Origin of the sequence: Micromonospora sp. WMMD735 (assembly GCF_049178995.1) — a bacterium.
Classification (GTDB): domain Bacteria; phylum Actinomycetota; class Actinomycetes; order Mycobacteriales; family Micromonosporaceae; genus Micromonospora; species Micromonospora wenchangensis.
In genome coordinates, this window is record NZ_JBMHMJ010000002.1 from 5,888,788 (window position 1) to 5,912,530 (window position 23,743).

General features: G+C 74.5%; 18 protein-coding genes and 2 pseudogenes. 10 read left to right on the forward strand and 10 right to left on the reverse strand.

What is annotated here, in order from left to right; all coding sequences use genetic code 11:
• From ACN268_RS25825 to ACN268_RS25840, 4 genes are all read left to right on the forward strand, one after another.
• The gene (locus ACN268_RS25825) at positions 1-1,281 is read left to right on the forward strand and encodes an ABC transporter permease (RefSeq protein WP_421485449.1); all 1,281 of its coding nucleotides are present in this window, start codon (positions 1-3) and stop codon (positions 1,279-1,281) included.
• A 164-nt stretch (positions 1,282-1,445) separates the two neighbouring features.
• The gene (locus ACN268_RS25830; RefSeq protein ID WP_363654024.1) at positions 1,446-2,156 is read left to right on the forward strand and encodes a cytidine deaminase; all 711 of its coding nucleotides are present in this window, start codon (positions 1,446-1,448) and stop codon (positions 2,154-2,156) included.
• A gap of 52 nt (positions 2,157-2,208) precedes the next feature.
• Complete coding sequence (locus ACN268_RS25835; RefSeq protein ID WP_357929034.1) at positions 2,209-3,489, forward strand: thymidine phosphorylase; 1,281 nt, start codon at positions 2,209-2,211, stop codon at positions 3,487-3,489.
• 135 nt (positions 3,490-3,624) lie between these two features.
• A complete protein-coding gene (locus tag ACN268_RS25840; RefSeq protein WP_421485451.1) occupies positions 3,625-4,305 on the forward strand; it encodes a DUF4272 domain-containing protein in 681 nt (226 codons plus the stop codon).
• A gap of 49 nt (positions 4,306-4,354) precedes the next feature.
• Here the strand turns inward: ACN268_RS25840 and ACN268_RS25845 are convergent, their stop codons facing one another.
• Positions 4,355-5,242 (reverse strand): putative RNA methyltransferase, encoded by an 888-nt coding sequence (locus ACN268_RS25845; protein WP_421486995.1) that lies wholly within the window; start codon positions 5,240-5,242, stop codon positions 4,355-4,357.
• 361 nt (positions 5,243-5,603) lie between these two features.
• Here ACN268_RS25845 and ACN268_RS25850 point away from each other — a divergent pair, with 361 nt between their 5' ends.
• Positions 5,604-6,680: an adenosine deaminase gene (locus ACN268_RS25850; protein WP_421485452.1), complete on the forward strand. Its 1,077-nt coding sequence runs from the start codon at positions 5,604-5,606 to the stop codon at positions 6,678-6,680.
• 1 nt (position 6,681) lies between these two features.
• Here ACN268_RS25850 and ACN268_RS25855 read toward each other — a convergent pair whose 3' ends face one another.
• Positions 6,682-7,155, reverse strand: a complete 474-nt coding sequence (locus tag ACN268_RS25855; RefSeq protein ID WP_232378532.1) for an ATP-binding protein — start codon at positions 7,153-7,155, stop codon at positions 6,682-6,684.
• Between the two features lie 322 nt (positions 7,156-7,477).
• On the opposite strand from ACN268_RS25855, the gene ACN268_RS25860 reads away from it, so the two are divergent.
• The 4 genes from ACN268_RS25860 to ACN268_RS25875 all read left to right on the forward strand — a co-directional run bounded on the left by ACN268_RS25860 (position 7,478) and on the right by ACN268_RS25875 (position 12,604).
• Positions 7,478-11,137, forward strand: coding sequence for a nitrate- and nitrite sensing domain-containing protein (locus ACN268_RS25860; protein ID WP_421485454.1), 3,660 nt, complete (start codon positions 7,478-7,480; stop codon positions 11,135-11,137).
• Positions 11,134-11,538, forward strand: a complete 405-nt coding sequence (locus ACN268_RS25865) for a roadblock/LC7 domain-containing protein (RefSeq protein ID WP_067304724.1) — start codon at positions 11,134-11,136, stop codon at positions 11,536-11,538. Before ACN268_RS25860 ends, ACN268_RS25865 begins: the two co-directional genes overlap by 4 nt.
• A gap of 93 nt (positions 11,539-11,631) precedes the next feature.
• A complete protein-coding gene (locus ACN268_RS25870; protein WP_088643989.1) occupies positions 11,632-12,009 on the forward strand; it encodes a DUF742 domain-containing protein in 378 nt (125 codons plus the stop codon).
• Between the two features lies 1 nt (position 12,010).
• The gene (locus ACN268_RS25875; protein ID WP_088643912.1) at positions 12,011-12,604 is read left to right on the forward strand and encodes a GTP-binding protein; all 594 of its coding nucleotides are present in this window, start codon (positions 12,011-12,013) and stop codon (positions 12,602-12,604) included.
• A gap of 375 nt (positions 12,605-12,979) precedes the next feature.
• Here the strand turns inward: ACN268_RS25875 and ACN268_RS25880 are convergent.
• From ACN268_RS25880 to ACN268_RS25890, 3 genes and pseudogenes are all read right to left on the reverse strand, one after another.
• Positions 12,980-14,266, reverse strand: a pseudogene (locus tag ACN268_RS25880) (hypothetical protein); the annotation flags it as partial.
• Between the two features lie 336 nt (positions 14,267-14,602).
• Positions 14,603-15,556, reverse strand: a pseudogene (locus tag ACN268_RS25885) (transposase); the annotation flags it as partial.
• A gap of 41 nt (positions 15,557-15,597) precedes the next feature.
• On the reverse strand, positions 15,598-16,647 hold the full coding sequence (locus ACN268_RS25890) for a DNA primase (RefSeq protein ID WP_421485455.1): 1,050 nt from the start codon (positions 16,645-16,647) through the stop codon (positions 15,598-15,600).
• Positions 16,648-16,774: 127 nt separating this feature from the next.
• On the opposite strand from ACN268_RS25890, the gene ACN268_RS25895 reads away from it, so the two are divergent.
• Positions 16,775-17,116, forward strand: coding sequence for a PadR family transcriptional regulator (locus tag ACN268_RS25895; protein WP_421485456.1), 342 nt, complete (start codon positions 16,775-16,777; stop codon positions 17,114-17,116).
• Between the two features lie 73 nt (positions 17,117-17,189).
• Here ACN268_RS25895 and ACN268_RS25900 read toward each other — a convergent pair whose 3' ends face one another.
• From ACN268_RS25900 to ACN268_RS25920, 5 genes are all read right to left on the reverse strand, one after another.
• The gene (locus ACN268_RS25900; protein ID WP_421485458.1) at positions 17,190-17,858 is read right to left on the reverse strand and encodes a permease prefix domain 1-containing protein; all 669 of its coding nucleotides are present in this window, start codon (positions 17,856-17,858) and stop codon (positions 17,190-17,192) included.
• A gap of 89 nt (positions 17,859-17,947) precedes the next feature.
• Positions 17,948-19,786: a thiol reductant ABC exporter subunit CydC gene (gene cydC, locus ACN268_RS25905; protein WP_421485459.1), complete on the reverse strand. Its 1,839-nt coding sequence runs from the start codon at positions 19,784-19,786 to the stop codon at positions 17,948-17,950.
• Positions 19,783-21,468 (reverse strand): thiol reductant ABC exporter subunit CydD, encoded by a 1,686-nt coding sequence (cydD, locus tag ACN268_RS25910; protein ID WP_421485461.1) that lies wholly within the window; start codon positions 21,466-21,468, stop codon positions 19,783-19,785. The genes cydC and cydD overlap by 4 nt, the downstream gene beginning before the upstream one ends.
• Complete coding sequence (locus ACN268_RS25915) at positions 21,465-22,472, reverse strand: cytochrome d ubiquinol oxidase subunit II (protein ID WP_421485463.1); 1,008 nt, start codon at positions 22,470-22,472, stop codon at positions 21,465-21,467. The genes cydD and ACN268_RS25915 overlap by 4 nt, the downstream gene beginning before the upstream one ends.
• Before the next feature lie 12 nt (positions 22,473-22,484).
• Complete coding sequence (locus ACN268_RS25920; RefSeq protein WP_421485464.1) at positions 22,485-23,735, reverse strand: cytochrome ubiquinol oxidase subunit I; 1,251 nt, start codon at positions 23,733-23,735, stop codon at positions 22,485-22,487.
• Between the last annotated feature and the right edge of the window lie 8 nt (positions 23,736-23,743).

Consider the following 23,743-nt stretch of genomic DNA (forward strand, 5'->3'; position numbering starts at 1 on the left):
ATGTCCACCACCGCTGTTCCCGACGTCGCCGTGGCCGCGGTCGACGAGGGCTTCTGGACCCGTCCCCGTAAGGTCGGCGCGGTCCTGCTGGCGCTGGGCGTGCTCGCCACCGTGCTGTTCGGGGCGCTGGCCACCGGCCAGCAGGCCCGGTTCACCCTCAGCGAGACCGAGGGCGGCGCGGCGCTGGAGATCCAGGGCACCCTCGGCGCGATCCTGTTCGGGGTCGTCGCCGCCGGGGCCGGCGGCGCGCTGCTGGCCGGGGTCCCGAAGCGCTGGTTCACCCTGGTCCTCGGGGTGGGGCTGGTCGGCTTCGTGCTGAGCTTCCTGTGCTGGCAGGTCTCCGCCGCCCCCGAGGGCCGCAACTTCATGCCGATGGTCAACATCGTCCGGGGCACCTTCGTCCTGGCCCTGCCACTGATCTTCGGTGCGCTGGCCGGGGTGCTCTGCGAGCGGTCCGGCGTGGTCAACGTCGCGATCGAGGGGCAGTTGCTGATGGGCGCGTTCAGCGGCGCGCTCTTCGGCAGCCTCAGCGGCAACGTCTGGGTGGGCCTGGTGGCGGCGGCCGTCGGTGGCGCGCTCATCTCGCTGCTGCTTGCCGTCTTCGCCATCCGCTACCTGGTCGACCAGGTCGTGATGGGGGTGGTGCTCAACCTGCTGGCGGTCGGTGTCACCGGCTTCCTCTACGAGCGGCTGATGCAGACCGACGCGGACACGTACAACAGCGCGCCGCGCTTCGGCAACTGGGAGATCCCGCTGCTGAAGGACATCCCGCTGCTCGGCCCGGCGCTGTTCCGGGGCAACATCTTCCTCTACCTCGGCCTGCTGCTGGTGCTGGTCATCCACCTCGCGCTGTTCCGTACCCGGTGGGGCCTGCGGACCCGGTCGGTGGGCGAGCACCCGACCGCCGCCGACACCCTCGGGGTCAAGGTGCTGAGCCTGCGGTACCGCAACGTGCTGCTGGCCGGCGTGGTGGCCGGCATCGGCGGCGCGTCGTACACCCTGGCGCTCTACAGCTTCACCAAGAACATGATCGGCGGAAAGGGCTTCATCGCCCTGGCCGCGCTGATCTTCGGCCGGTGGAGCCCGACCGGGGCGCTGCTCGCCGCGCTCTTCTTCGGCTTCGCCGACCAGCTCGCCACCTACCTCGGGGCGATCGGCAGCAGCATCCCCAACCAGTTCCTGGCGATGCTGCCCTACCTCGCGACCATCCTGGCCGTGGCCGGGCTGGTCGGTCGGGTCCGGGCACCCGCGGCCGACGGCAAGCCGTACGTGAAGGGCTGAGAGACCGGCCCGTGCGGGCCCGGCGGGGACCTCCCTGCCGGGCCCGCGTCGTCCCCGGCGGACGCCGTCCGGGGTACGGCCCCGGGCCGGCCGCCGGGAAGCGACGGGCGGCCGACCGGCACCCTTCCCGCACCCGGGTGGGGTGACCTGGGCAGAATGAGGGGATGAGCGAGATCGACTGGGAGCGCCTGCGGGCCGCCGCGACCGAGGTGATGCGGCACGCCTACGTGCCGTACTCGCAGTTCCCGGTCGGCGCGGCGGCCCTCGTCGACGACGGCCGGGTGGTGGTCGGCTGCAACGTGGAGAACGCCGGCTACGGGGTGACCCTGTGCGCCGAGTGCGGGGTGGTCTCGGCGCTGCACGCCACCGGCGGCGGCCGGCTGGTCGCGATGTCCTGCGTCGACGCGAACGGTGAGCCGTTGATGCCGTGTGGCAGGTGCCGGCAACTGCTCTGGGAGAACGGCGGCCCGGAGTGCCTGGTCGAGTCGAGGACCGGCCCGCTGCGGATGGCGGAGCTGCTGCCGCACGCCTTCGACGTGGCCGACATCGAGGCGGTCGTCGGCGAGAACCCGGTGCCGGTGGTGCCGGACCGGCTGGCCGCCTGGCGGGGGCGGGGCACCGTCTTCGTGCATCCGGACCTCTCCGCCGGGCAACAGGTCTGGACGGCGTACTGGGAACGGTCGGCGGGCGACAGCGACGAGGCCGGGCCCGGGGTGCTGGAGGAGGGCCCGAGCTGGGGCGACCCGGCGGAGGCGATCACCTGGGGGCTGGCCCGGACGCCCAGGGTCGTGGTGGTGGACGCGGAGGGCACCATCTTCTGGGCCGGCGAGGGCGAGCCGCCGGTGGAGATCCCGGCCCGCTGGGCCGCTTCCTGACCCGTCCGGCTCTCGCGCCGGTCACTGCAACGACTTCAGAGGGAACTCAACGGTGAGTGCTTTTACCGCGGTCGACGTCATCCGGGCCAAGCGGGACGGGGGTGTGCTCAGCGACGGCCAGATCGACTGGGTGGTCGACGCGTACACCCGGGGGCTGGTGGCCGACGAGCAGATGTCGGCGCTGGCCATGGCGATCCTGCTGCGCGGCATGTCGGTGCCGGAGATCGCCAGGTGGACCGCCGCGATGATCGCCAGCGGCGAGCGGCTGGACCTGTCGGCGGTGGACCGGCCGACGGTCGACAAGCACTCCACCGGCGGCGTCGGTGACAAGATCACCCTGCCGCTCACGCCGCTGGTCGCGGCGTGCGGCGGCGCGGTCCCGCAGCTCTCCGGCCGGGGGCTCGGGCACACCGGCGGCACCCTCGACAAGCTGGAGTCGATCCCCGGCTGGCGGGCCTCGTTGAGCAACGACGAGTTCATCGCCCAGCTCCGCGACGTCGGCGCGGTGATCTGCGCGGCCGGCGCCGCGCTCGCCCCGGCCGACCGCAAGCTGTACGCGCTGCGCGACGTCACCGGCACCGTCGAGGCGATTCCGCTGATCGCCAGCTCGATCATGAGCAAGAAGATCGCCGAGGGCACCGGGGCACTGGTCCTCGACGTCAAGGTCGGCTCCGGGGCGTTCATGAAGAACGTGGCCGACGCCCGCGAGCTGGCCCGGACGATGGTGGCGCTCGGCGACGCCCACGGGGTGCGCACGGTCGCCCTGCTCACCGACATGGCCACCCCGCTCGGGCTGACCGTGGGCAACGCCGTCGAGGTGGCCGAGTCGGTGCAGGTGCTCGCCGGCGGCGGCCCGGCCGACGTGGTGGAGCTGACCCTGGCCCTGGCCCGGGAGATGCTCGACGCGGCCGGTCTGCCCGACGCCGACCCGGCCGCCGCGCTGCGCGACGGGCGGGCGATGGACGCCTGGCGCACGATGATCCGCGCCCAGGGCGGCGACCCGGACGCCAAGCTGCCCACCGCCAACGAGGTCGAGGTGGTCCGCGCCGACACCGACGGCTTCGTCGAGTCCGTCGACGCGTACGCGATCGGGGTGGCCGCGTGGCGGCTCGGCGCGGGGCGGGCCCGCAAGGAGGACCCGGTCAGTGCCGCCGCCGGGGTGGTGCTGCACAAGCGGCCCGGCGACCCGGTCCGGGTCGGCGAACCGCTGTACGAGCTGCGCGCCGACGACACGGTGCGGCTGCCGGCCGCCCGCGCCGAGGCCGCCCTGGCGGTCCGGGTGTCGGCCACCGCGCCGTCGGCGTCGCCGCTGGTCATCGAGCGGATCGGCTGACCGTCGGCGGCACCTGACACCGGTCGGCCCGACAGGGGCCGACCGACGTGGTGCCGGTCGCGACGGAACGCTATCCTCCCTGGTCAGGGGGACCGAACGGCGGTGACGCCGCGTGAGCAGACAGGGAATCCGATCGTGCTGGTAGCCGCGCCCGATCCCCGCGAGGTCCGCGAGGCGAGCCTCGACGAGTTGTCCCGGTTACGCCTGCCCCTGCCGCCGGCCCAGTTTCCCCTGGTCTGGGAGCCGGGCGACGAGATCGAACTGCGGCCCACCGTGGAGATCGAGGCGCGCATCGCGGTGCTGCACCTGATCCTGGCCCGCTGCTTCGGGATGCCGGCGCAGACGGCGATGAGCTGGCTGCTCGAATCCCACCTGGTCGACATGGTCACTCCGCCCGAGTGGCAGTTCGTGGTGGGCGGCAAGGGCGACCACCGCTCGTTCGTCCTGCACCACGACGCGCTCTTCTCGCTGTCCTGGGTGCTGGGCCTGAGCAAGCAGCTCGATCCGACCATCCCGGTGGACGAGCGGCTGGTGGAGCGGATGCCGTACCTGGCCGGCGGGGAGACCTTCGGTCAGTGGCGGGCCCGCATCCTGGCCGCCCCGCAGCACCCGGCGGACGCCGCCGCCCTGCTCGACCTGCACTACTGCCTGGACTGGGCGTACCTGGAGGTGGAGAAGTCGGGGCACCGGCTGCCCGGCCTGGTGGACGCGAACGCGATCGGCCAGCGCCGGTGGGCGTTGGAGTGGGCGGTGATGCTGCGGGGCCCCTACCACGACGAGCCGCCCGGCTGGGAAGAGGTCGACCTCTCCACCTGAGCGTTCCCGCGTCCGGCGGCGTCGCCCTCCCGGGTCCGTCCCGCCGTGGTCAGCGGGGTCGCCAGGCGGTGAGACGTACCGAGGCGGTCACCGTGACCGGGGTGGGCAGCGCGTCGATCGCGGCGGCGAGCCGCGCCGGGTCGGTGTGCCAGGCGCTCGGCCCCATCCCGACCAGGGTGGCCACCTCGGCCCGGTCGAGGGTGAGCCGGGCGGTGTGCACGGTGGTGTGCTCCGGCGTGAACCGCCCGGCGAGGCTGTCCGCGACCCGGTCGGCCTTGGCCGGGTCGACCCGCAGCAGCCCGAGCACGTTGACCAGCTCGCCGAGGTGGGCGTCGGTGGGGGTGACCACCAGCAGCATCCCGGCCGGGTGCAGCACCCGGTGGAACTCGTCGCCGTTGCGCGGGGCGAAGACGTCGAGCAGCACGGCCACCGACCGGTCGGCCAGCGGCAACCGCTGCCAGGTGTCGGCGAGCGCGGCGGCGGCGCGCGGGTGGGCACGGGCGGCGCGGCGCAGCGCCGGCTTGGCGACGTCCAGGGCCAGGCCGACGGCGTCCGGCCACGCCGAAAGCACCGCCGCGAGGTGCCGGCCGGTGCCCGCCCCGGCCTCCACCACCAGCGGGTACGTCCCGAAGCCCATCCCCTCCGACCCGCCCGCCTCGGCCCGTTTTCGCGCTTCGGCGGGCGTTGCCAGTGCGGATGCCGCCGCCCCGGCCAGTGCGGACGAGATCATGTCGTAGTGCCCGGCGGCCAGGAAGTCGGCGCGGGCGGCGACCATCTCGGCGGTGTCCCCGACGTGCGGGGCCCGGCCGGCGAGCAGGGTGACGTACCCCTGGCGGGCCAGGTCGAAGCTGTGCCGGCGGGGGCAGCGCAGGGCGCGGGTGTCGGTGGCGGCGGCCAGCGGCTCGGCGCAGACCGGGCAGCGCAGCCGGGCGACGATCTGCGGGTGCGTCGCGTCGACGGGCTGCTCGAACGGGTGCGGCGCGGTCACCCGCAGCAGCCTACGGCGCGCAACCGGCCGGCCCGTCGGCATGCCCGCCCGACGCCTGTGTGCCCCCGGCTCGGGTGGTCCCGCCCGGACTCGGGGTCCCGCCGGACTCGGACGGTCCCGCCCGATGCAGGTGGGGCGGTGTTGCGGTGTCCGCTCGCGCTGATGCCGCTGTACCGGCGACATTGTCCCCGGGGCGCGTCCGGGGCGCGTCCGGGGCGCGTGCGGGCCGCGTCCGGCGCGGGTCCGGCGCGCGGGTCGGCCCGCGCGAGCCTGATCGCGGGCGGGCGGGGGGCGTGACTAGGGTCGGGGGATGGTCGCAATCCGATACGAGGACATCGTCAAGGTCCCGAAGGCGCTGCTGCACGATCACCTCGACGGCGGCCTGCGGCCGGCGACGGTCGTCGAGCTGGCCGCCGAGGTGGGCCACGAGCTGCCGAGCACCGATCCCGACGCGCTCGGCCGGTGGTTCGCGGAGGCGGCGCACTCCGGTTCCCTGGAGCGCTACCTGGAGACGTTCGCGCACACCGTCGCGGTCATGCAGACCGCCCCGGCGCTGCGTCGGGTGGCCCGGGAGTGCGCGCTCGACCTGGCCGCCGACGGCGTGGTGTACGCCGAGGTCCGGTTCGCCCCCGAGCAGCACCTGGAGCAGAACCTCACCCTGGACGAGGTCGTCGAGGCGGTCGTCGCCGGCTTCGTCGAGGGCAGCGCGGAGGCCGCTGCGGCGGGCACCCCGATCCGGGTCGGCACCCTGCTCACCGCGATGCGGCACGCCGCCCGGTCGCAGGAGATCGCCGAGCTGGCCGTCCGGCACCGTGACGCCGGGGTGGTGGGCTTCGACATCGCCGGTGCCGAGGCCGGGTTCCCGCCCACCCGCCACCTGGACGCCTTCGAGTATCTCCAGCGGGAGAACTTCCACTTCACCATCCACGCCGGTGAGGCGTTCGGGCTGCCGTCGATCTGGCAGGCGATCCAGTGGTGCGGGGCGGACCGGCTCGGCCACGGGGTGCGGATCGTCGACGACATCACCCCGGGGCCGGTGCCGACGCTCGGCCGGCTGGCGGCGTACGTGCGGGATAAGCGCATCCCGCTGGAGCTGTGCCCGTCGTCGAACGTGCAGACCGGTGCGGTGGCGTCGATCGCCGAGCACCCGATCGGGCTGCTGCGGGAGCTGCGGTTCCGGGTGACGGTGAACACCGACAACCGGCTGATGAGCGGCACCTCGATGTCGCGCGAGATGGCGTTGCTGGTGGAGAACTTCGGCTACGGCTGGAAGGAACTCCAGTGGTTCACGGTCAACGCGATGAAGAGCGCCTTCATCCCGTTCGACGAGCGGTTGGCGCTCATCGACGAGGTGATCAAGCCGGCGTACGCGAAGCTGATCGGCTGACTCAGCGGTGCGGGTGGCCGGCGACCAGGTCGGCCACCCGGCGCAGGAACTCCCGCGCGTGCGCGGCCTCGGCACCGAGGCCGGTCTGCCGACGCAGCACCGCCGGTTCGGCGCGCAGCAGCGCCAGCCCGCGCCGGATCAGCACCCTCGGTGCCTTGCGCTGTTCGGACAGGTCGCGGGCCAGCCGCCGGACGAAGGTGGCCCCGCGCGGCCGGCGCAGCGCGTACGCCCCGGCGAGCAGCCCCCGGCGGCGGCATTCCGCGACGATCTCGGCGGCGAAAATCCCTTCGGCGATGAAGAGTGGCGATCCGGTCACCTCGAATGGCCGGGTGGCCACCCGTCGATCCGCACCGATCGCATAGACCGGCACATCGGCCCGGCCCTGCTGGGCCAGTCGGGCAATTGTCTCCACCGCTGTTCCCGCGTCCCACGACTCGGGCGCGTCCCAGTCGACCAGTCCGTTCTGTCGCGGCAACGTAGGGTCATCACCGTTCTTGTAGAAGTCGTCCAGGCAGAGCACGGGAAGGCCGGTTCGTTGCGCTATGTACGACTTTCCGGACCCGGAGGGCCCGGCGAGGAGCACGACGCGGTGGCGATATTCCATTACTTTGGGTAACTCCGGAAAGACGGATTGCGATCAAATTGCATCAACATCTCATCACACCTCCGGCGACCGACAACCTGGGCTTTCTCTTTCAGGGGAGGCGTGATGGAATCTCGGAGGTCCGACCCGCCGGGTCGGCCGCTGGGCGTTGCCCGTGGCAACGCGGAGACGCTGTAATCGCGAGGGCGGTGACGTGAGCAAACGGCCAACGACGGCGAACTCCTTCCTGTCGCGTCTGCGTCGGCCGGCCGGCCGGCTCCGCGACATGCCGATCTGGTCCAAGCTCGGGCTGATCATGATCGTGCCGACCATCGCCACGGTCGTCGTGGGCACCAGCGGACTGGTGGACCACCTGCAGACGCTCAACAACGCCAACCGGGCCGGTGACCTGGCCAACCTGGTGGGTTACTCAGGCGACCTCGTCAACACCCTCCAGGACGAGCGCACCAACGCCGTCCTCCTGCTCGGCTCGCCCAAGGGGCAGGCCCGCGCCCAATACCAGGAGGCGTACAACCGGGTCAACCAGCGGGTCGACCAGTCCAAGGCGCCGTACTCGCAGCAGCGGGCCGAGATCGAGGGACTGCCGGCCTCCCTGGAGACGCAGCTCGACCGGATCGACAGCGACCTGACCGAGATGCCCGGCATCCGCAGCCAGGTCTACAACGGCAAGCTCCGGCTCAGCGAGGCGGTCAGCCGGTACACCGGCCTGATCAACAACCTGATCACCATCCGTGACTCGGCCACCCAGCTCGCCGGCGACAACGACCTCAGCGACCAGATGCGCGCCGCCGCCGCGATGGCCCGCGCCAAGGAGTACGCCTCCGTCCGCCGGATCGCGGTGCACCAGGTGCTGCTCCAGAAGGCGTACACCCCGGCCCTGCGTGAGCTGTACATCTCCAGCAACACCGGTGAGCAGCAGGCCCTGCAGAGCTTCCAGGCCGTGGCGAGCCGCGCCGAACGCGAGTTCCAGGACCAGACCGTCTCCGGCTCCGACCGGCGGCAGGCCGACATCTACGCCGGTCAGGTCAGCGCGCTCAACGGCGACAAGCTCGACGGCCTCACCTTCAGCACCGACCAGTGGGACGCGGCCATGGTCGCGTACGCCCAGCTCAACCGGGCCGTCGAGGTGCGCCTCGACAGCGACGTGGTGGCCAAGGCCGACGAGCTGCGCTCCGACGTGCAGCGTCAGGTCTTCCTGGAGACCGGCCTGCTGTTGAGCATGCTGCTGCTGGCGATCCTCTTCGCCTACCTGGTCGCCCGGTCGATGGCCCGCTCCCTGCGGGAACTGCGCCAGGGCGCCCTGTCCATCGCCCAGTTCGGCCTGCCACAGGCCGTGGCCCGGCTGCGCGACCCGCAGTTCACCGGCCAGCAGTCCCCGGACCAGCTGGCCAACCAGATCGCCGAGCCGCTGCCGGTCCGCAGCCGCGACGAGTTCGGCCAGGTGACCGAGGCGTTCAACGCCGTCCACCTGGAGGCCGTCCGGACGGCCGCCGAGCAGGCCGCGCTCCGCTCCTCGGTCGCGACGATGTTCGTCAACCTCGCCCGCCGTTCGCAGATCCTGGTCGACCGGCTGATCGGCCACCTCGACCGGCTGGAACGCGGCGAGGAGGACCCCGACCGCCTGGCCGAGCTGTTCCAGCTCGACCACCTGGCCACCCGGATGCGCCGCAACGACGAGAACCTGCTGGTCCTCGCCGGTGCCGACTCGACCCGCGTGCAGCGTGAACCGGCCGCCCTGATCGACGTGCTGCGCGCCGCCCAGTCCGAGGTCGAGCACTACACCCGGATCGAGTTCGGGGTCATCGACCGGGACATCGAGGTCTCCGCGCACGCGGTCAACGACCTGGTGCACCTGGTCGCCGAGCTGTTCGACAACGCGACCGCGTTCTCCCCGCCGGACTCCCAGGTGATGGTCGAGGCCCGTCGGGTCGGCGACCGCGCGTCGCTCTACGTGGAGGACCGGGGCATCGGCATCAGTGCCGAGCAGCTGACCGACCTCAACGAGCGGCTCGCCACGCCACCCCAGGTCGACGTGGCCGTCTCCCGGATGATGGGCCTGGTCGTGGTGGCCCGGCTGGCGTCCCGGCACGGCGTCAAGGTCGAGCTGCGTCCCGGCACCGACCGGGGCACCGTGGCCGAGGTCGTCCTGCCCACGTCGGTACTGGTGCCCCGTGCGCTCACCGGCCGGGCCCCCGGCACGCCGGGCCTGCCGGCCGCAGGGCCGCAGTTCGGCGGCGGGTCCGCCCCGGCGTTCGGTGGCGCCGCGTCAGCCTTCGGTGGCTCCGGTGCCACACCGGCCTTCGGCGGTGCCGGTGCCGCGCCGGCCTTCGGCGCGCTTCCCGCCCTCGGCAACGGCCAACCGCCGGCCCCCCGGCCGGGCGACTCCGGCAACCAGGTCACCCTCGGCGGTCGGCCCTTCGACCCGGCACCGCGCAACGGCTCGGCCGCCCCCGCCAACGGCGGGCGCGGAATGCCCGCCTGGTCCGACCTCACCGGTGCCAGCGGGATCAACGGCGGCGACGGCTTCACCAACCCACGGGCCACCAACGGGCACGCGATCGACCCGCTGCCGCAGCGGCGGAGCACCGACGACCCGGACAGCACCGGCCAGCAGCCGGTCATTCCGCGCCAGCTGCCGAGCAGCCCCGAGGCCCGGCCGTACAGCTCCCCGCCGGTGCCGTCGGTGCCGCCGGTGTCGGCCCCGCCGCTGCCGCCCGCGTACCCGGTCGCCCCGGTGTCCGGCCAGCCCGTCTCGGGCCAGCCGGTCTCCGGCTACCCGGTGTCCGGTCAACCGGTCTCGGGTCAGCCCGTCTCGGGTCAGCCGACGTCCGGTTACCCGGTGTCGGGCCAGCCTGCCCCGGGCTACCCGGTGTCGGCGTCCCCGTACGCCGGTCAGCCGGGCCCGGTCGCGCCGGTCTCCGGGTCGCCCACCGGTCCGCTGCCGTCCCGGCCCACCTCGGGCGGGGCCGCGCCGGGTGCCGCCGCCCCGCCGGCCTGGCCGCCGGTCGCGAACCCGGAGAGGGACACGGCCACCCCGCCGGTTCCCGAGCGGCTCGCCGCCGCGCTGGACATGACCACCGAGCTGCCCCGGGTGCCCCGCTCCGAGCCGGCGGCGCCGGTCACGCGGCAGCCCGCCCCGCCGGTGCGGGCCGCCCAGACGACGCCGGCCAACCGGCCCTCGGCACCGCAGCAGGTTCCCCAGCAGCGGTACGCGGACGAGACGATGGAGCTGCCGATCTTCCGGGAGCTGGAGTCGGCCTGGTTCCGTACCCGTAAGCCCGGCCCCGAGGACGCGGCCGGCGTCAAGCAGGCGGCCAACGGCACGACGGCCACCCACGCAGCCGTCGACACCGCCGGTCACCCGGCCCAGTACACCGCACCAGGGACGACAGGTAGCGCACCGATGGCAGACACTGCGCCGGCCGGTGGCGTGCCGCGTGACAACGGGTCGACAGTGAACGGTGGCGGGTTCCCCGGTCGGGGCGAGAGCCCGGCGAACCGACGTTCCGCCGCGCAGCCCGCCGGCTGGCAGACCGCCGCCGACGAGGGCTGGCGGGCCGCGGTGGCCGCGACCGAGGCACCGGTGGCCGGCACCACCCAGACCGGTCTGCCGAAGCGGACGCCGATGGCGCAGCTCGTACCGGGGGCTATCGAGAAGCCGACCACGTCGGTGCAGCGGCGGACGCCGGAGGCGGTCAGGGGTCTGCTCTCGGCCTACCATCGAGGTGTGCAACGCGGCCGGACCACCTCGGACAACCCCACCAACCCGGACGCGACTCCGGGCGGGCAGCAATCCTCGTCGTCTGGCTCCGGCCTGGCGGGCGGGAGCGGGCAGAAGGAGCATGAAGGATGACAACTACGCAGGATCTGGGTTGGCTGCTGGCCAACTTCGCCGACCGGGTGCCGGGTGTCGCGCACGCGGTCGCGGTCTCCGCCGACGGCCTGCTCCTCGCTTCGTCGCGTGACCTGCCCCGGGACCGGGCCGACCAGCTGGCCGCGATCGCGTCCGGCCTGGTCAGCCTGACCCAGGGCGCGGCCCGCTGCTTCGAGGGCGGCGCGGTGTTGCAGACCGTCGTCGAGATGGACAACGGTTTCCTGTTCCTGATGTCCATCTCGGACGGGTCGTCGTTCGCCGTCCTGGCCGCGCGCAGCTGCGACGTCGGTCAGGTCGGGTACGAGATGGCGCTGTTGGTCGACCGGGTCGGTGACGCGCTCACGCCGCAGGCCCGTACGGCTGTCGGGATGATGGGCTGACCGGGCTGACCGCCTGGTCGGCACGGGACGACAAGAACGACGGGTTCCACCGGGTGAGAGCCGGTGCCGGGGACGAAGGAGGTGAGCGGCGACATGGTCGATCGTGACGAACCGACAGGGGCGTTGGTCCGACCGTACGCCGTGACCCGTGGTCGTACCCGTCCCCGGCTCGACATCGCCCTGGAGGCGCTCGTCGAGACGACGGTGCGCGGTCGCGCTGCTGCCGGTGGCAACGGCGGTCAGGGCCGGGAGCACCAGTACATCGCCGCGCTGTGTGACGGACGTGTGCAGTCGCTCGCCGAGATCGCGGCGCGGATGCAGCTCCCGCTCGGCGTGGCCCGGGTGCTCATCGCCGACATGGCGACGGACGGCCTGGTCGCGGTCCACGAGCCGACCATCTTGGACGACTCGGACGACGCGGTGGGCACTGAACTGCTGGAGAGGGTGCTGAGTGGACTTCGCAGGCTCTGACATGTCGCAGCGGCCGCCTGCCCCGAACGGGCGCGTGACGTCGGCGAAGATCGTTATCGCCGGTGGGTTCGGCGTCGGCAAGACGACGCTGGTCGGCTCGGTCTCGGAGATCACGCCGCTGACCACCGAGGCCATCATGACCTCCGCCGGTGTGGGCGTCGACGACACCCGGCAGGTGCCGGGCAAGACGACGACCACGGTGGCGATGGACTTCGGCCGTATCTCGATCGACCGGGATCTGATCCTGTACCTGTTCGGTACGCCCGGTCAGACGCGGTTCTGGTTCATGTGGGACGAACTGGTCCGGGGTGCCATCGGTGCCGTGGTGCTGGTCGACACCCGTCGGTTGGCCGACTGCTTCGCGGCGATCGACTTCTTCGAGCATCGGCGGCTGCCGTACCTGGTGGCGATCAACTGCTTCGACGGGATGCAGTACCACGACCCGCAGGACGTCCGGGACGCGCTGGCGATCTCGACCGACGTGCCGGTGGTCGCCTGCGACGCCCGGAACCGGGAGTCGACCAAGCACGTGCTCATCTCGTTGGTCGAGTACGTGCTGACCATGCGCCGTTCGCGCGCGGTCGCGCCGGCCTGACCGACTCCGTACGCGCCCGGTGGCGGCTTCGGCCGCGACCGGGCGCGTCCGTGTTCCCGGTCCGGTATGCCGGGAGCCGGCAGGCGGCTCTCCGCCCTCGTGCTCTCCGTGCCCCGCGCGGCCGGTGACCCGCGCGCCACGAGAGGCAGGTCCCCGGCGGTCGTGTCCGCATGGCGTGGTGGGGATTCCTGGGGCCGGGCGCAGAGGTGTGGTGCCCCAGCCGGTGCGCCGGCTCTGCGGGCCGGCTCTGCGGGCCGCTGCGCGGGTCGACGGCCTGGGAGGACCCCCGGGGGTGGGGCGGGTGCGTTGAGGGCCGCACAACGGCGCTGGCCCGACCGGATGAACCGGTCGGGCCAGCGGTGAGTCGTCAGAGGGTCAGGACCGGTAGCCGGCGGAGCGGAACTCGTACTCCCGGTCGTCGTCCCGCTCGGTCGGGTCGCGGCTGAAGTCCCAGCCGCCAGCCGCCTCCCGGCCGGGTCGGCCGCCGACGGCGAAACCGCCGATCTCCTGGCCACGACGCCAACCACGGAAGTAGCCGGTGGTGTTCTCGGCGAGGCTCGCCGCGTCCCGGACGATCCGCAGCGGACGCTCCTCGCGCAGCGGCGACCCGGGCACCAGGTTGGCCTGCGGCACCCGCTTGGGCAGCCCGGCGGAGGTCTCCGCGCCGACGGCCGGCTGCGCCACCTTCTCGGCGGCCTGCCAACCGGTGTCGGCGGTCGACGACCACTCCAGGTCGCTCTCGTCGCTGTGCCCGACGAACCAGGCCGACTTGGCCTGGGCGAAGATCAGCAGGTCGCCGTCTCCCTCGTCGGAGACGGGTGGCGGGCGGTGCTCCATCGGGGCGGGACGGCGTTCGGCCGGTTCCGGTCGCCGCTCCAGGCCCGGCCGGTCACCGCGGGCCGGCCGCTCGACCCGGTCGAGAAGCTCCGGCCGTTCCGCACGGTCGAGCCGTTCGGGGCGGTCGGCGGGCCGGTCCAGACGACCGGGCCGCTCGGCCCGGGTGGGGCGGTCCAGCTGCTCCGCCCGGTCGGCCCGGTGGGGTCGTCCGGCCCGGCCGGCCTCGTCCCGGTCCACCAGCCGCAGCGGCGGGGTGTCCAGGTGCGGGTCGGCGGGGGTGTCCAGCCCGTCCCGCAGGGCCCGGTCGGCCAGCGGTGGCGGCTCCACCAGCCGCAACATCGGCGGCTCCTGTGGCAGGTCGTCGGCGAGCCACGGCGGGGTGATGCGCCGGCCGGCACCGGCGTCGGTGGGCGCGTCGGCCGGCCGGCCGCCCCGCTCGCCGTATGCCGGCACCACCGGGTTGTTGGCGGAGCTGTCGGCCGGATCCTCCGGGTTGTTGACCAGCGGCCAGTTCGCCCGCGAGCCGGGCGGGGCGGTGGGCTGCTCCGGCTCGGGCCGGCTGACCGGCACCGGGACGTTCAGGTCGGTGGCGCTGAATCCGCCGGTGGGGGCGGAGAGCGCACCGGCGGTCTTCGGCCGGGGCGGGATCACGGTGCGCTGCCGCTCGGCGCGGGCGTTGTTGATCGCGGCGGTGGTCAGCGTCGGCCGGAACGGCTCACCGGCCTCGGCGGGCGGCACGGTGCCGCGCTGTGCCGGAGCGATCGGGGTGATCCCGGGGGGAGGCGGCGGCGGGGCCGAGACCGGCCGGTTCGTCGGGGCGTCCATCCCGCGACGGATCGGCGGGATCATGGTGGTCGGAGCGTCCGATCCGCGATGGGCCGCTGGCATGCCCGGGTCGGTACGCGCGGGCGGCACCGAGGTCGGCAGGCCGGCCGCAGCGGCCGGGGTGACCGGTGCCGGGGCTACCGGCGGCGGCGTGATCGGGGCGGGTGCCACCGGCGGCGGGCCGAGCGGTCGGGGCGCGGCCGGCATGCCGCTGCCGGGGACCGGCTCGGGACGGCTACGACGGCCGGTCGGCACCGGCGGCGCCGGCTCGGCGGGCCGGACCGGACGCAGCCCGGGGCCGGTGCCGCTGATTCCGGTCAGCTCGGCGACCTGCTCGCCCCGACGGGCGGCGGCGCGGCGACCGGGCAACGGGCTCGGGGCGCTGACCCGGGTGGCGAGCGCGCCCACCAGGGCCTCGCAGCCGGCGTCACAGGCGCGCACCGCAGCGACCGACTGCCTGACGGTCTCGGCGACGGCGGAGGTGAGCGCCCGGTTGACGGTGGCCCGGCGTGGGGTCTCGGAGACGGCCACCCGCAGCGCGGTGACCGCCGCCTCGATCTCGCCGGCCTCGGCGACCCCGTCGGCGGTGAGCCGTGCGGTGACCGCCTCGGCGGCCACCGACATGTCCCGCCCCCGGGCCGACGTGCCGGTGAGCATGTTCGGCTCGGGCAACGCGTCGAGGACGGCCAGCGCCACCGGCTCGGCCGGGTCCGGGTAGGCGCGCAGGGCCGCCGGGTAGAGCTCGCGCAGCACCTCGCGCAGGGCCACGGCGGCGGAGTGCCGGCCGCTGGACAGGGCGGCGTGGGCGGAGAGGACCTGCTTGAAACCGGCCAGGTCCCGGGGTGCCGGCAGGGTGACCGCGGAGAGCGCGCCGGCCTGGAGGGCGCGGGCCAGGCCCACCGCCCGCCGCTCGGCCGGCGCGGACTGCATCTCCTCCAGGGAGTCGTCGTCGGCGAACCGCTCGGCGAAGTCGTCGACCGAGTCGTCGTCGGCGATCGCGAGTGGACGGCCGGCCGCGCTCAGCAGTGAGGTGACCGCGTGGTCGTCGCTGTCGGCCGCGATCGCCACGCCGCTCGGCCCGCCCGACCGCTCCACGAACAGCGTGACGAGCCGGGCGTAGCCGGCCGCGTCGTCGCTGATCTCGTGGACATGCAGCAGACGGCCTGCGTCGTCGACCACGGCGGACGTCAGCGTCGATCCGGCCGAGGCCGGTCGGTCGGCCGGATCTGCCGAGGCCAGACCGCAGTACACGCGCACGAGCGCCAAGGCGTCGTCCTCCTCCCGGGACACCGGTCTATTCACTGCCAGCCACTGATGCTCCCCGCTCGGGGTCAGTCGCGCCAGTCCACGACGGCAGAGATCTTGCCGACAATGGTGCGCCATCCCAAGCTTGCGGTCTGGGCCCCGATTTTTTTCAGCCGCCTACGGCCGAGAAAACCACCGACTCCGCCGTTGACAGAAGCGCGCAGCGCCTCGTCGAGGTCGTCGAGGCTGGAACCGGCCGAGAGCATGTCCAGCACGGCGGGTAGCCGCAGCGCGTACGACAGGTCGCGGGCGACCTCGCCGGCCTCGATGAGCAGGGTCGGGTCCCACGTGTCGTGCCCGCCGCGCAGGTTCTCCACGACCAGGTCGAGTTCGTAGGTGTCCTCGTCGCGCGGGGCGATGTCGGCGGGCTCCACCCGTTCGGACAGTTCATTCCAACCGTCCAGTTGAGACAGGTCGTTGGGCGCGCCGGAACGGATGAAGCTGACCAAGGACTCGGGCGTCTTGAACAGCAGCAGCCGGCCCTTGTGGCTCAGGAAGACCGGCACCTCCTCGTCGCCCTCGGCGTCGGCGTCCTCGTCGCTGTCGTCGTCGGTGTCCGGGTCGTCGTCGGTGGCGTCGGCGTCCGGGTCGACGGCGTCGGTGTCCGCGTCGGCGGTGTCGCGCTTGCGGTCGGCCCGCTTGCCCTTGCCGTCGCCCTCGGCCTTGGTGTCCGCCTCGTCGTCCTCGGCCGTGAGTGCGGCGAACTCCTCGTCGAGGATGATCACCTCGTCGTCGTCCTCGGCCTCGACGACCTGACGCCGGGCCAGGAAGGGGTCGTCCTCGTCGCGCTCGACGACGTCCGTCGGGGTCAGCTCGCGTGCCGGCCGGTACGCCCGGAGGGTGAAGCCGGTGCCGGCGGGCAGGGCGATCTCGACCGGATCGATGTTCAGCTCTTCCCAGAGCGAGCGGTCGACCGGGCCGGACTCCACGTCGGGCCCGGTCGGCCCATCGGTGTCGCCGAGCTCGGGTTCGTCGGCGTCGGGCCGTTGGGGCGACTGGCGGGCCACGCTGACCTCCGTGTGCGTCGGGTTTACCCACCCGGCGACCGTGCGGTTGCCGAGTGACTCTGGGCACATACCCTAATGGGCGTCCCTGCGTCGGCGGACCCCGCACCCCGGCGGCACCGCGAACCCGCACCTCGGCGGCGTCCGGTGGCGGTGTCCCGCTGGCGGTCCGGCGGGTCGACAAGTAGCGTAGCTACACATGAAGGCTCAGGCGTTGCACGGTCACCTCGACGCCCTGCTCCTGGCCGTGCTGGAGCAGGGGGAGCTGCACGGATACGCCGTCATCGAGGCACTGCGCGCGCGCAGCGACGGGCAGCTCGACCTGCCGACCGGCACCATCTATCCCGCGCTGCGTCGGCTGGAGCGGGCCGGCCACGTGGCCAGCTCCTGGAGCACCGTCAACGGTCGGGAGCGGCGCACCTACCGGCTCACCGACTCCGGCCGGGCGTCGCTGGCCGGGGAACGGGCAGGCTGGCGCGAGTTCAGCGCGACCGTCGGCCGGTTCCTCGACCCCGCCGCCCCACCCCCCGGCCCCGCCTGAGCCCCGGCCCCGCCTGAGCCCCGGCCGCGACTAACCCCCGCCCGGCCGGGTGGGCCGCCGCCGGGACGCGACGTCAGCGGGCGGCCACCAGCCACAGCCGGGTGGCCCGGAAAAGGGTGAAATAGGCAGCACCGGCCAGCACCGAACCGATGATCATCGGCGGCCAGGTCAGGGCCGCGTCCCACAGCCCGGCCGACCAGGCGAACAGCGCCACCCCGGCGAGCGCGCCGACGACCAGCGTGCCGGCCAGCCCGAGCCCGAGCAGCCGCTCGGCCGGCGGGCCGCCGCGGCCCCGCCGGGCCGCCCAGCGCCCGCCCAGCAGGGCCGCCAGCGCCAACCCGGCCACGACCAGCCAGATCCCGTCCACCGAAGCGGCGAGCACCTGGTAGCCCGGCGGCGGGGGCGGCCCACCGCTCCAGCTCGACCCCTGCCAGGTCAGGTCACCGCCGAGGGTCAGCACCAGGGCGATCAGAAGCGCCCGCCGGGACAGCCCGCGTAACGCCCCGGCGGCCAGTTCCGCCTGGTACGTCGGGGCCAGGTCGGCCGGCGTACCGAAATCGGCCACCGCCCGCCGCTCGGCCTCCGGTGCCGGCAGCCCCCGCTCCCGGTACGCCTCGGTGGCGTCGTCCAGCGCGTCGCGTGCCTCGCGGAGCAGTTCGGTCCGCAGCCGCGCCGGACCCCGCAGCCGGGACCCCAGATCCCGCAGCCGCTCGTCGATCCCCGTCCCGTCGCAGGCACGCATGGCACCACCCTGTCATGCGCCGGTGCGCCCGCGCGTCGGGGAGATCCCCGGACCCGCGCCCCTGGGCCGCCCCGGGACGCCGCCCCGGGTCAGGGCGTCAGGGCCAGGTAGCCGCGTTCGGCGGCCGCCTGGAGCAGCCACTGGTCCCGGTACCAGCCGGGGGCGGCAACCAGCTCGGTGTGCCGTCCCCGTTGGACGACCCGCCCGGCGTCGAGCACCACGATCTCGTCCAGCCCGGCCAGGCCGCTGAGCCGGTGGGTGATCACCAGCACCGAGCGTCCGGCGGGGGTGGCCGCCAGCGTCCCGGCGAGCACCGCGTCGGCGGCGACCGGGTCGAGCCCCTCGGTCGGCTCGTCCAGCACCAGGACGCCGGGCGCGGCGAGCAGTGCCCGGGCCAGCGCGAGCCGCTGCCGCTGCCCGCCGGAGAGCTGACCGCCCTCCTCGCCGACCACGGTGTCCCAGCCGTCCGGCTGTTCGCGTACCCAGTCCAGCAAGCCGGCGGCACGGGTCGCCTCGACCAGTTCCGCCTCGCCCGCGTCCGGCCGGCCGAGCAGCAGGTTCTCCCGGACCGAGGCGTGGAAGACGTACGCCTCGGCGAGCAGGCCACCGACCGCCCGGGGCAACTCCTCGGGCGGGTACGCCGAGACGTCCCGGCCGGCGAGGGTGACCCGGCCGGCGTCGGGTCGTACCGCCCCGGTCAGCACGGCGGCCAGGGTGCTCTTGCCCGCCCCGCTCGGCCCGACCACCGCGATCCGGCGTCCGGCGGGCAGGTCGAGGTCGAACCCGGCCAGCGCCGGCGCGGCCCCCTCCCGGTACCGGACGACAACCCCCTCGAACCGCACGTCGAGCCCCGTCGTGGTCGCGTCCACCGGGACACCGTCGGCTGCGTCGGTGCCGGGTTCCGGTGCCGGTCGCCGCCGACCGGGCCCGGTCCCGGGGTCACCGTCGGGGGCGTCGTCGAGCAGGGTGGCCACCCGGGCCAGGCCGGCGCGGAGCTGGGTGTGCTGACGCGCCGCGCCGACCAGCGCCAACGCGATCTCCACCGCGGCGAGGGTGCCGACGGCGAGCACCCCCACCAGCACCCCGGCCACGTCGGCGCGGAGCGCGGCGAGCACCACCCCGGCGGCGGTCAGCCCGGCCACCAGCACCCCGGCCGCGTCCACCGCGAACCCGGTCGCGGCGAGCCGACGCTCCAGCCGGGCCAACCGGTCGGCGCGCCGGGTCGCGGCCCGCAGCGCCTGCCCGGTGGCCCCGAAGGCGGCCAGGTCGGCGGCACCGTGGGTGAGGTCGACGGCGTCGGTGGCGAGCGCGCCGCGCAGCGGTGCGACCTCGTCGGCGGCCCGGCGGGTCGACGCGGTGGCGAGCACCGGCAGCGCCACCCCGGCGACCAGCAACCCGACCGCGAGCACCCCGGCGGCGGGCAGCGAGACCAGCGCGGCCCCGCCGACGGCCAGCACCCCGACCAGGGCGGCCGCCGCCCCGGGCACGAGCACCCGCAGCAGCAGGTCCTGGACGGCCTCGACGTCGGAGACCAGCCGGCTCAGGGCGTCCCCGCTGCGCTGGCCGGCCGGCCCCGGACGGGCGGCGAGGCTGGCGAAGACCCGGGCCCGGACGTCGGTGATCATGCGGAGCACGGCGTCGTGACCGGCGAGCCGTTCGGTGTAGCGCAGCACCCCCCGGCTGACGGCCAGTGCACGGACGGCGACGATGGCGACGGTGAGCCGGTCCAGCGGTGGCTGGCCGGCGGCGCTCATCAGCAGCCAGGTGGCGGTGGCCATCAGGGCCAGCCCGGCGAGTTCGGTGGCCGACGCGAGCAGCCCGGCCCCGACCAGCCGGCCCAGGTACGGCCGGGCCAGCCGCAGCACCACCCGCTCGGGTCCGGTGCGCGGCGGCGGGCCTCCCGCGCCGGGGGCAGGGGCGGTGCTCATCGGCCGGCCTCCGCGGTCGGGGTCAGCTCGGTGACCCGGCCGGCGTCGACGTGCAGCACTCGGTCGGCGTCGGCCAGCAGGGCCGGCCGGTGCGCCACCAGCAGGGCGGTACGTCCGGCGACCAGCCGCCGGGTGGCGTCCAGGACGGTCGTCTCACTCGCCGTGTCCAGCCGGGCGGTCGGCTCGTCGAGCAGCACCAGCGGGGCGTCCCGCAGGAAGGCACGGGCCAGGGCGACCCGCTGCCGCTGGCCGCTGGACAGCCCGTGGCCGCGCTCGCCGAGCAGGGTGCCCAGCCCGTCGGGCAGGGCCGTCACCACCTCGTCCAGCGCGGCGTCGGTGACCGCGCGGGCCAGGTCGGCGTCGGGGGTGTCGGGTGCGCCGAGCCGGATGTTGTCGGCGAGCGTGGCGGCGAACAGGTGGGCGCGCTGCGGCACCCAGGCGATCTGCCGACGCCAGTCGTCGTGGTCGACGTCGGCCAGGTCGACCCCGGCCACGGTGATCCGGCCGGCGGTCGGGGCGACGAAGCCGAGCAGCAGGCCGAGCAGGGTGCTCTTGCCGGCGCCGCTCGGCCCGACGACGGCGATCCGTTCGCCAGGCCGGATGGTGAGCGTGACGTCCCGTAGGGCGGTGGTCCGCTCGTAGGCGACGGTGACACCGGAGAAGACGATCTCGCCGTCGCCGGACGGCGTCCGGGCGTGTCCGGTGTCCACCGGGGCACCGCCTGTCGACCCGGCCGGTACGGCGGAGACGGTCAGTGCCTCGTCCAGCGCCGTCAGCCCCTCCATGCTGGCGTGGAACCGGCTGCCGGCGGCCCGCAACGGCAGGTACGCCTCCGGGGTGAGCAGCAGCACCAGCAGCGCGGTGGCCAGGGTGATCCCGCCGTCGAGCAGCCGGATGCCGACCGGTACCGCGACCAGCGCCACCGACAGGGTGGCGACCAGCTCCAGCACCAGCGCGGAGAGGAAGGCGATCCGCAGCGTCCCCATGGTGGCCACGCGGTGCCCGTCGGCCATCCGGCGGACCACCCCGGTCTGTGCCCGCGCCCGGCCGAACGCGCGCAGGGTGGGCAGCCCGGCGACCATGTCGAGGAAGTGCCCGCCGAGCATCGACAGCCGCCGCCACTGCCGTTCGGTGGCGGCCTGGGCCTGCCAGCCGAGCAGCGCGCCGAAGACCGGGATCAGCGGGAGGGTCAGCACGATGATCAGCGCCGAACTCCAGTCGGCGAAGACCAGCCGGGCGAGCACGGCGGCGGGCACGGTGACGCTGAGCACGAGTTGGGGGAGGTAGCCGGTGAAGTAGGCGTCCAGCGCGTCGAGGCCGCGCCCGGTGAGGGTGGCGAGCTGCCCGGCCCGCTGGCCGGCGACCCAGCCGGGCCCGTGCCGGCCGACGGCGGCGAGCAGGTCGGCGCGGAGCGTCGCCTTCACGGTGGCGGCGGCCCGCGCGGCGACGGTGCCCTGCCCCCAGGTGACCAGGGCCCGGCCGCCGACGGCGGCGACGAAGCCGGCCAGCGCGCCGGTGTCCAGCCGGCCGCCGATGCCGGCGGCGAGCACCGTGGCCAGGGCGGTGGCCTGCCCGACGACCAGCAGCGCGGTGAGCCCGCCGAGGGCCGCGAGCACGGCGAGGTCGCGCCGGGCCGCGGGGACCCGGCGCAGCAGACGCGGGTCGAAGGGACGGCGGTTCACCAGTACACCGGTGCCCTGCCGTCGGTCCGTCCCCGGAACACCCACCAGCACATCGCCTGGAAGCCTAGTAGGGCCGGCAGGAGCGGCAGCAGCAGCCAGCCCAGCAGCTGCGACGTCGGCCCGCTGGCCGCCGCCCCGGTGACGGTCACGGTGGCCGCCGGGTCGACCGTGGAGACCAGCACCGCCGGCCAGCGGGCCGCGCCGACGAGGGCCACCGGTAGCGCGAGGGTCGCGCCGGTGGCGACCAGGGCCACCCCGGGCCGACCCCGGCGCAGCGCCGCGCGGGCCGCCAGCAGCGCCCCGACCAGTGCCACCACCAGCAGTACGGCGGGCAGCGGCTGGCGGGTCGCCGCGCGTACCCGGTCGGAGAGCAGGCCCAGCGTGGTGGCCGTGGCGACCGCGGCGAGCGCCCCGACGAGCAGCCGACGGGCCAGCCGGGCGGTCGCCTGGGCGTCGGCGGCCGGCAGGCGGAGGGTGAGGAACGTCGCACCGTGCGCGGCGGCCAGGGCGAGCAGGGCGAGCCCGGTGGCGGCGACGAACGGGGTGGCCAGGTGGGTCTGCCCGGCGACGTGGCCGGCGGCGTCGATCGGCAGGCCCTGGAGCAGCCCGGCGAGCAGGGCGCCCCAGCCGAAGGTGGCCAGCGCGCTGCCGGCCACGATCACCCGGTCCCAGCCCCGGCGGGCGGTCGGGCTGGTCGGCCGGCTGCGGAGCTGCATCCCGGTGGTGACCAGGATCACCCCGGCCAGCGCTCCGGCCGCTGCGGGGTAGTGCCCGGAGAGGAGTTCGCCCTCCAGGCGGGGGAACGCGCCGAAGAGGATGCCGACGGCGGCCACCAGCCACACCTCGTTGCCGAGGAGGAACGGGCCGAGGGCGGTGAGCCGGGCGCGGTGGGCGGCCGGGGTGTCGCGCCGGGCGAGCAGCAGCCCCACCCCGTAGTCGTAGCCGGCGAGGACGAGGTAGCCGGCGAAGAAGAGGCCGAGCAGGGCGTACCAGAGCAGGGGCACCGGGGGGTCCTCTCAGGCGAATGCGGGGGTGGGTCGACGCTCGTCGTCGGGCGTGCCGGGCGGGCGGCCGAGCGCCGGGTCGACCGCGCCCCGGGCGGCGTGCCGGGCGAGCAGCGTCCAGTTGGTGACGGCGAGCGCGCCGAGCAGCAGGCTGAAGCCGATCAGGGAGGCGAGCACCAGGCCCGGGTCGACGCGGGAGACGGCCTCGTCGGTGGGGAGCAGCCCGTACGCGGCCCAGGGCTGCCGGCCGACCTCCCGGGCGAGCCAGCCGAGGATCACCGCGACGAACGGCAGCGGCAGGGCGAGCAGGACGAGCCAGAGCGGGAACCGCAGCCGGATCACCAGGTCCCGCCAGAGCAGCGGCAGCAGCAGCCAGACGCAGCCCAGGGTGAACCCGATCAGGATCATGAAGCCGAGACCGACGTTGGACAGCACCGGCGGGGTGTAGTCGCCGGGGCCGAACCGGGTGGTCCACTCGGCGATCCGGGCGTCGGCGGTCGGGCCGGCGTCGAACTTGGTGGGTTGCAGCTCGCCGACCGGGCCGAACTGGGCGAAGCCGAACCCCTGCACCAGGCTGACCGACAGGGCGGCGGTGACCAGCCCGATCCGCAGCGAGGTGCGGTGCAGGGCGAAGTCGGCGGTCCGTCGGATCAGGTGCCAGGCGCTGACCGAGGCCATCAGCATGCCGCCGGTGAGCAGGCTGGCGGCGATCACGTGGCCCAGCGCCATGCCGAGGGTGGGGTTGGTGAGCAGCGCTCCGAAGTCGGTCAGGTGGGCGACCCCGTCCCGCACCCGGTAGCCGACCGGGTGCTGGAGCCAGGCGTTCGCCACCATGATCCAGAAGGCCGAGGCGTACGCGGTGAGTGCGACCCCCCAGAGCAGCGCCAGGTGTACGCCGCGCCGCAGCCGGTGCCAGCCGAAGATCCACATGCCGAGGAACGTCGACTCCAGGAAGAACGCGACAAGCGTCTCGATCGCCAGCGGAGCCCCGAAGACGTTGCCGACGTAGCGCGACAGCCCGCTCCAGTTCAGCCCGAACTGGAATTCCAGCACGAGGCCGCTGGCGATGCCGAGCACGTAGTTGATCACGTAGAGCTGGCCCCAGAAGCGGGTCATCCGCTCCCACTTCGGGTCTCCGGTGAGTGCCCAGGTGGTCTGGAGGCCGACCAGGAGGGTGACCAGGCCGAGGGTGACCGCCACGAAGAGGAAGTGGATCGAGGTGGTGGTGGCGAACTGGAGGCGCGCGAGGAGCAGGGTGTCCATGAACCTCT

Bases quoted from the DNA above. Each gene is read 5' to 3' on its own strand.
- ACN268_RS25825 (WP_421485449.1), top strand. From the start codon at position 1: ATGTCCACCACCGCTGTTCCCGACGTCGCCGTGGCCGCGGTCGACGAG.
- ACN268_RS25830 (WP_363654024.1), top strand. From the start codon at position 1,446: ATGAGCGAGATCGACTGGGAGCGCCTGCGGGCCGCCGCGACCGAGGTG.
- ACN268_RS25850 (WP_421485452.1), top strand. From the start codon at position 5,604: ATGGTCGCAATCCGATACGAGGACATCGTCAAGGTCCCGAAGGCGCTG.
- ACN268_RS25865 (WP_067304724.1), top strand. From the start codon at position 11,134: ATGACAACTACGCAGGATCTGGGTTGGCTGCTGGCCAACTTCGCCGAC.
- ACN268_RS25870 (WP_088643989.1), top strand. From the start codon at position 11,632: ATGGTCGATCGTGACGAACCGACAGGGGCGTTGGTCCGACCGTACGCC.
- ACN268_RS25875 (WP_088643912.1), top strand. From the start codon at position 12,011: ATGTCGCAGCGGCCGCCTGCCCCGAACGGGCGCGTGACGTCGGCGAAG.
- ACN268_RS25890 (WP_421485455.1), bottom strand. From the start codon at position 16,647: ATGTGCCCAGAGTCACTCGGCAACCGCACGGTCGCCGGGTGGGTAAAC.
- ACN268_RS25895 (WP_421485456.1), top strand. From the start codon at position 16,775: ATGAAGGCTCAGGCGTTGCACGGTCACCTCGACGCCCTGCTCCTGGCC.
- ACN268_RS25900 (WP_421485458.1), bottom strand. From the start codon at position 17,858: ATGCGTGCCTGCGACGGGACGGGGATCGACGAGCGGCTGCGGGATCTG.
- cydC (WP_421485459.1), bottom strand. From the start codon at position 19,786: ATGAGCACCGCCCCTGCCCCCGGCGCGGGAGGCCCGCCGCCGCGCACC.
- ACN268_RS25920 (WP_421485464.1), bottom strand. From the start codon at position 23,735: ATGGACACCCTGCTCCTCGCGCGCCTCCAGTTCGCCACCACCACCTCG.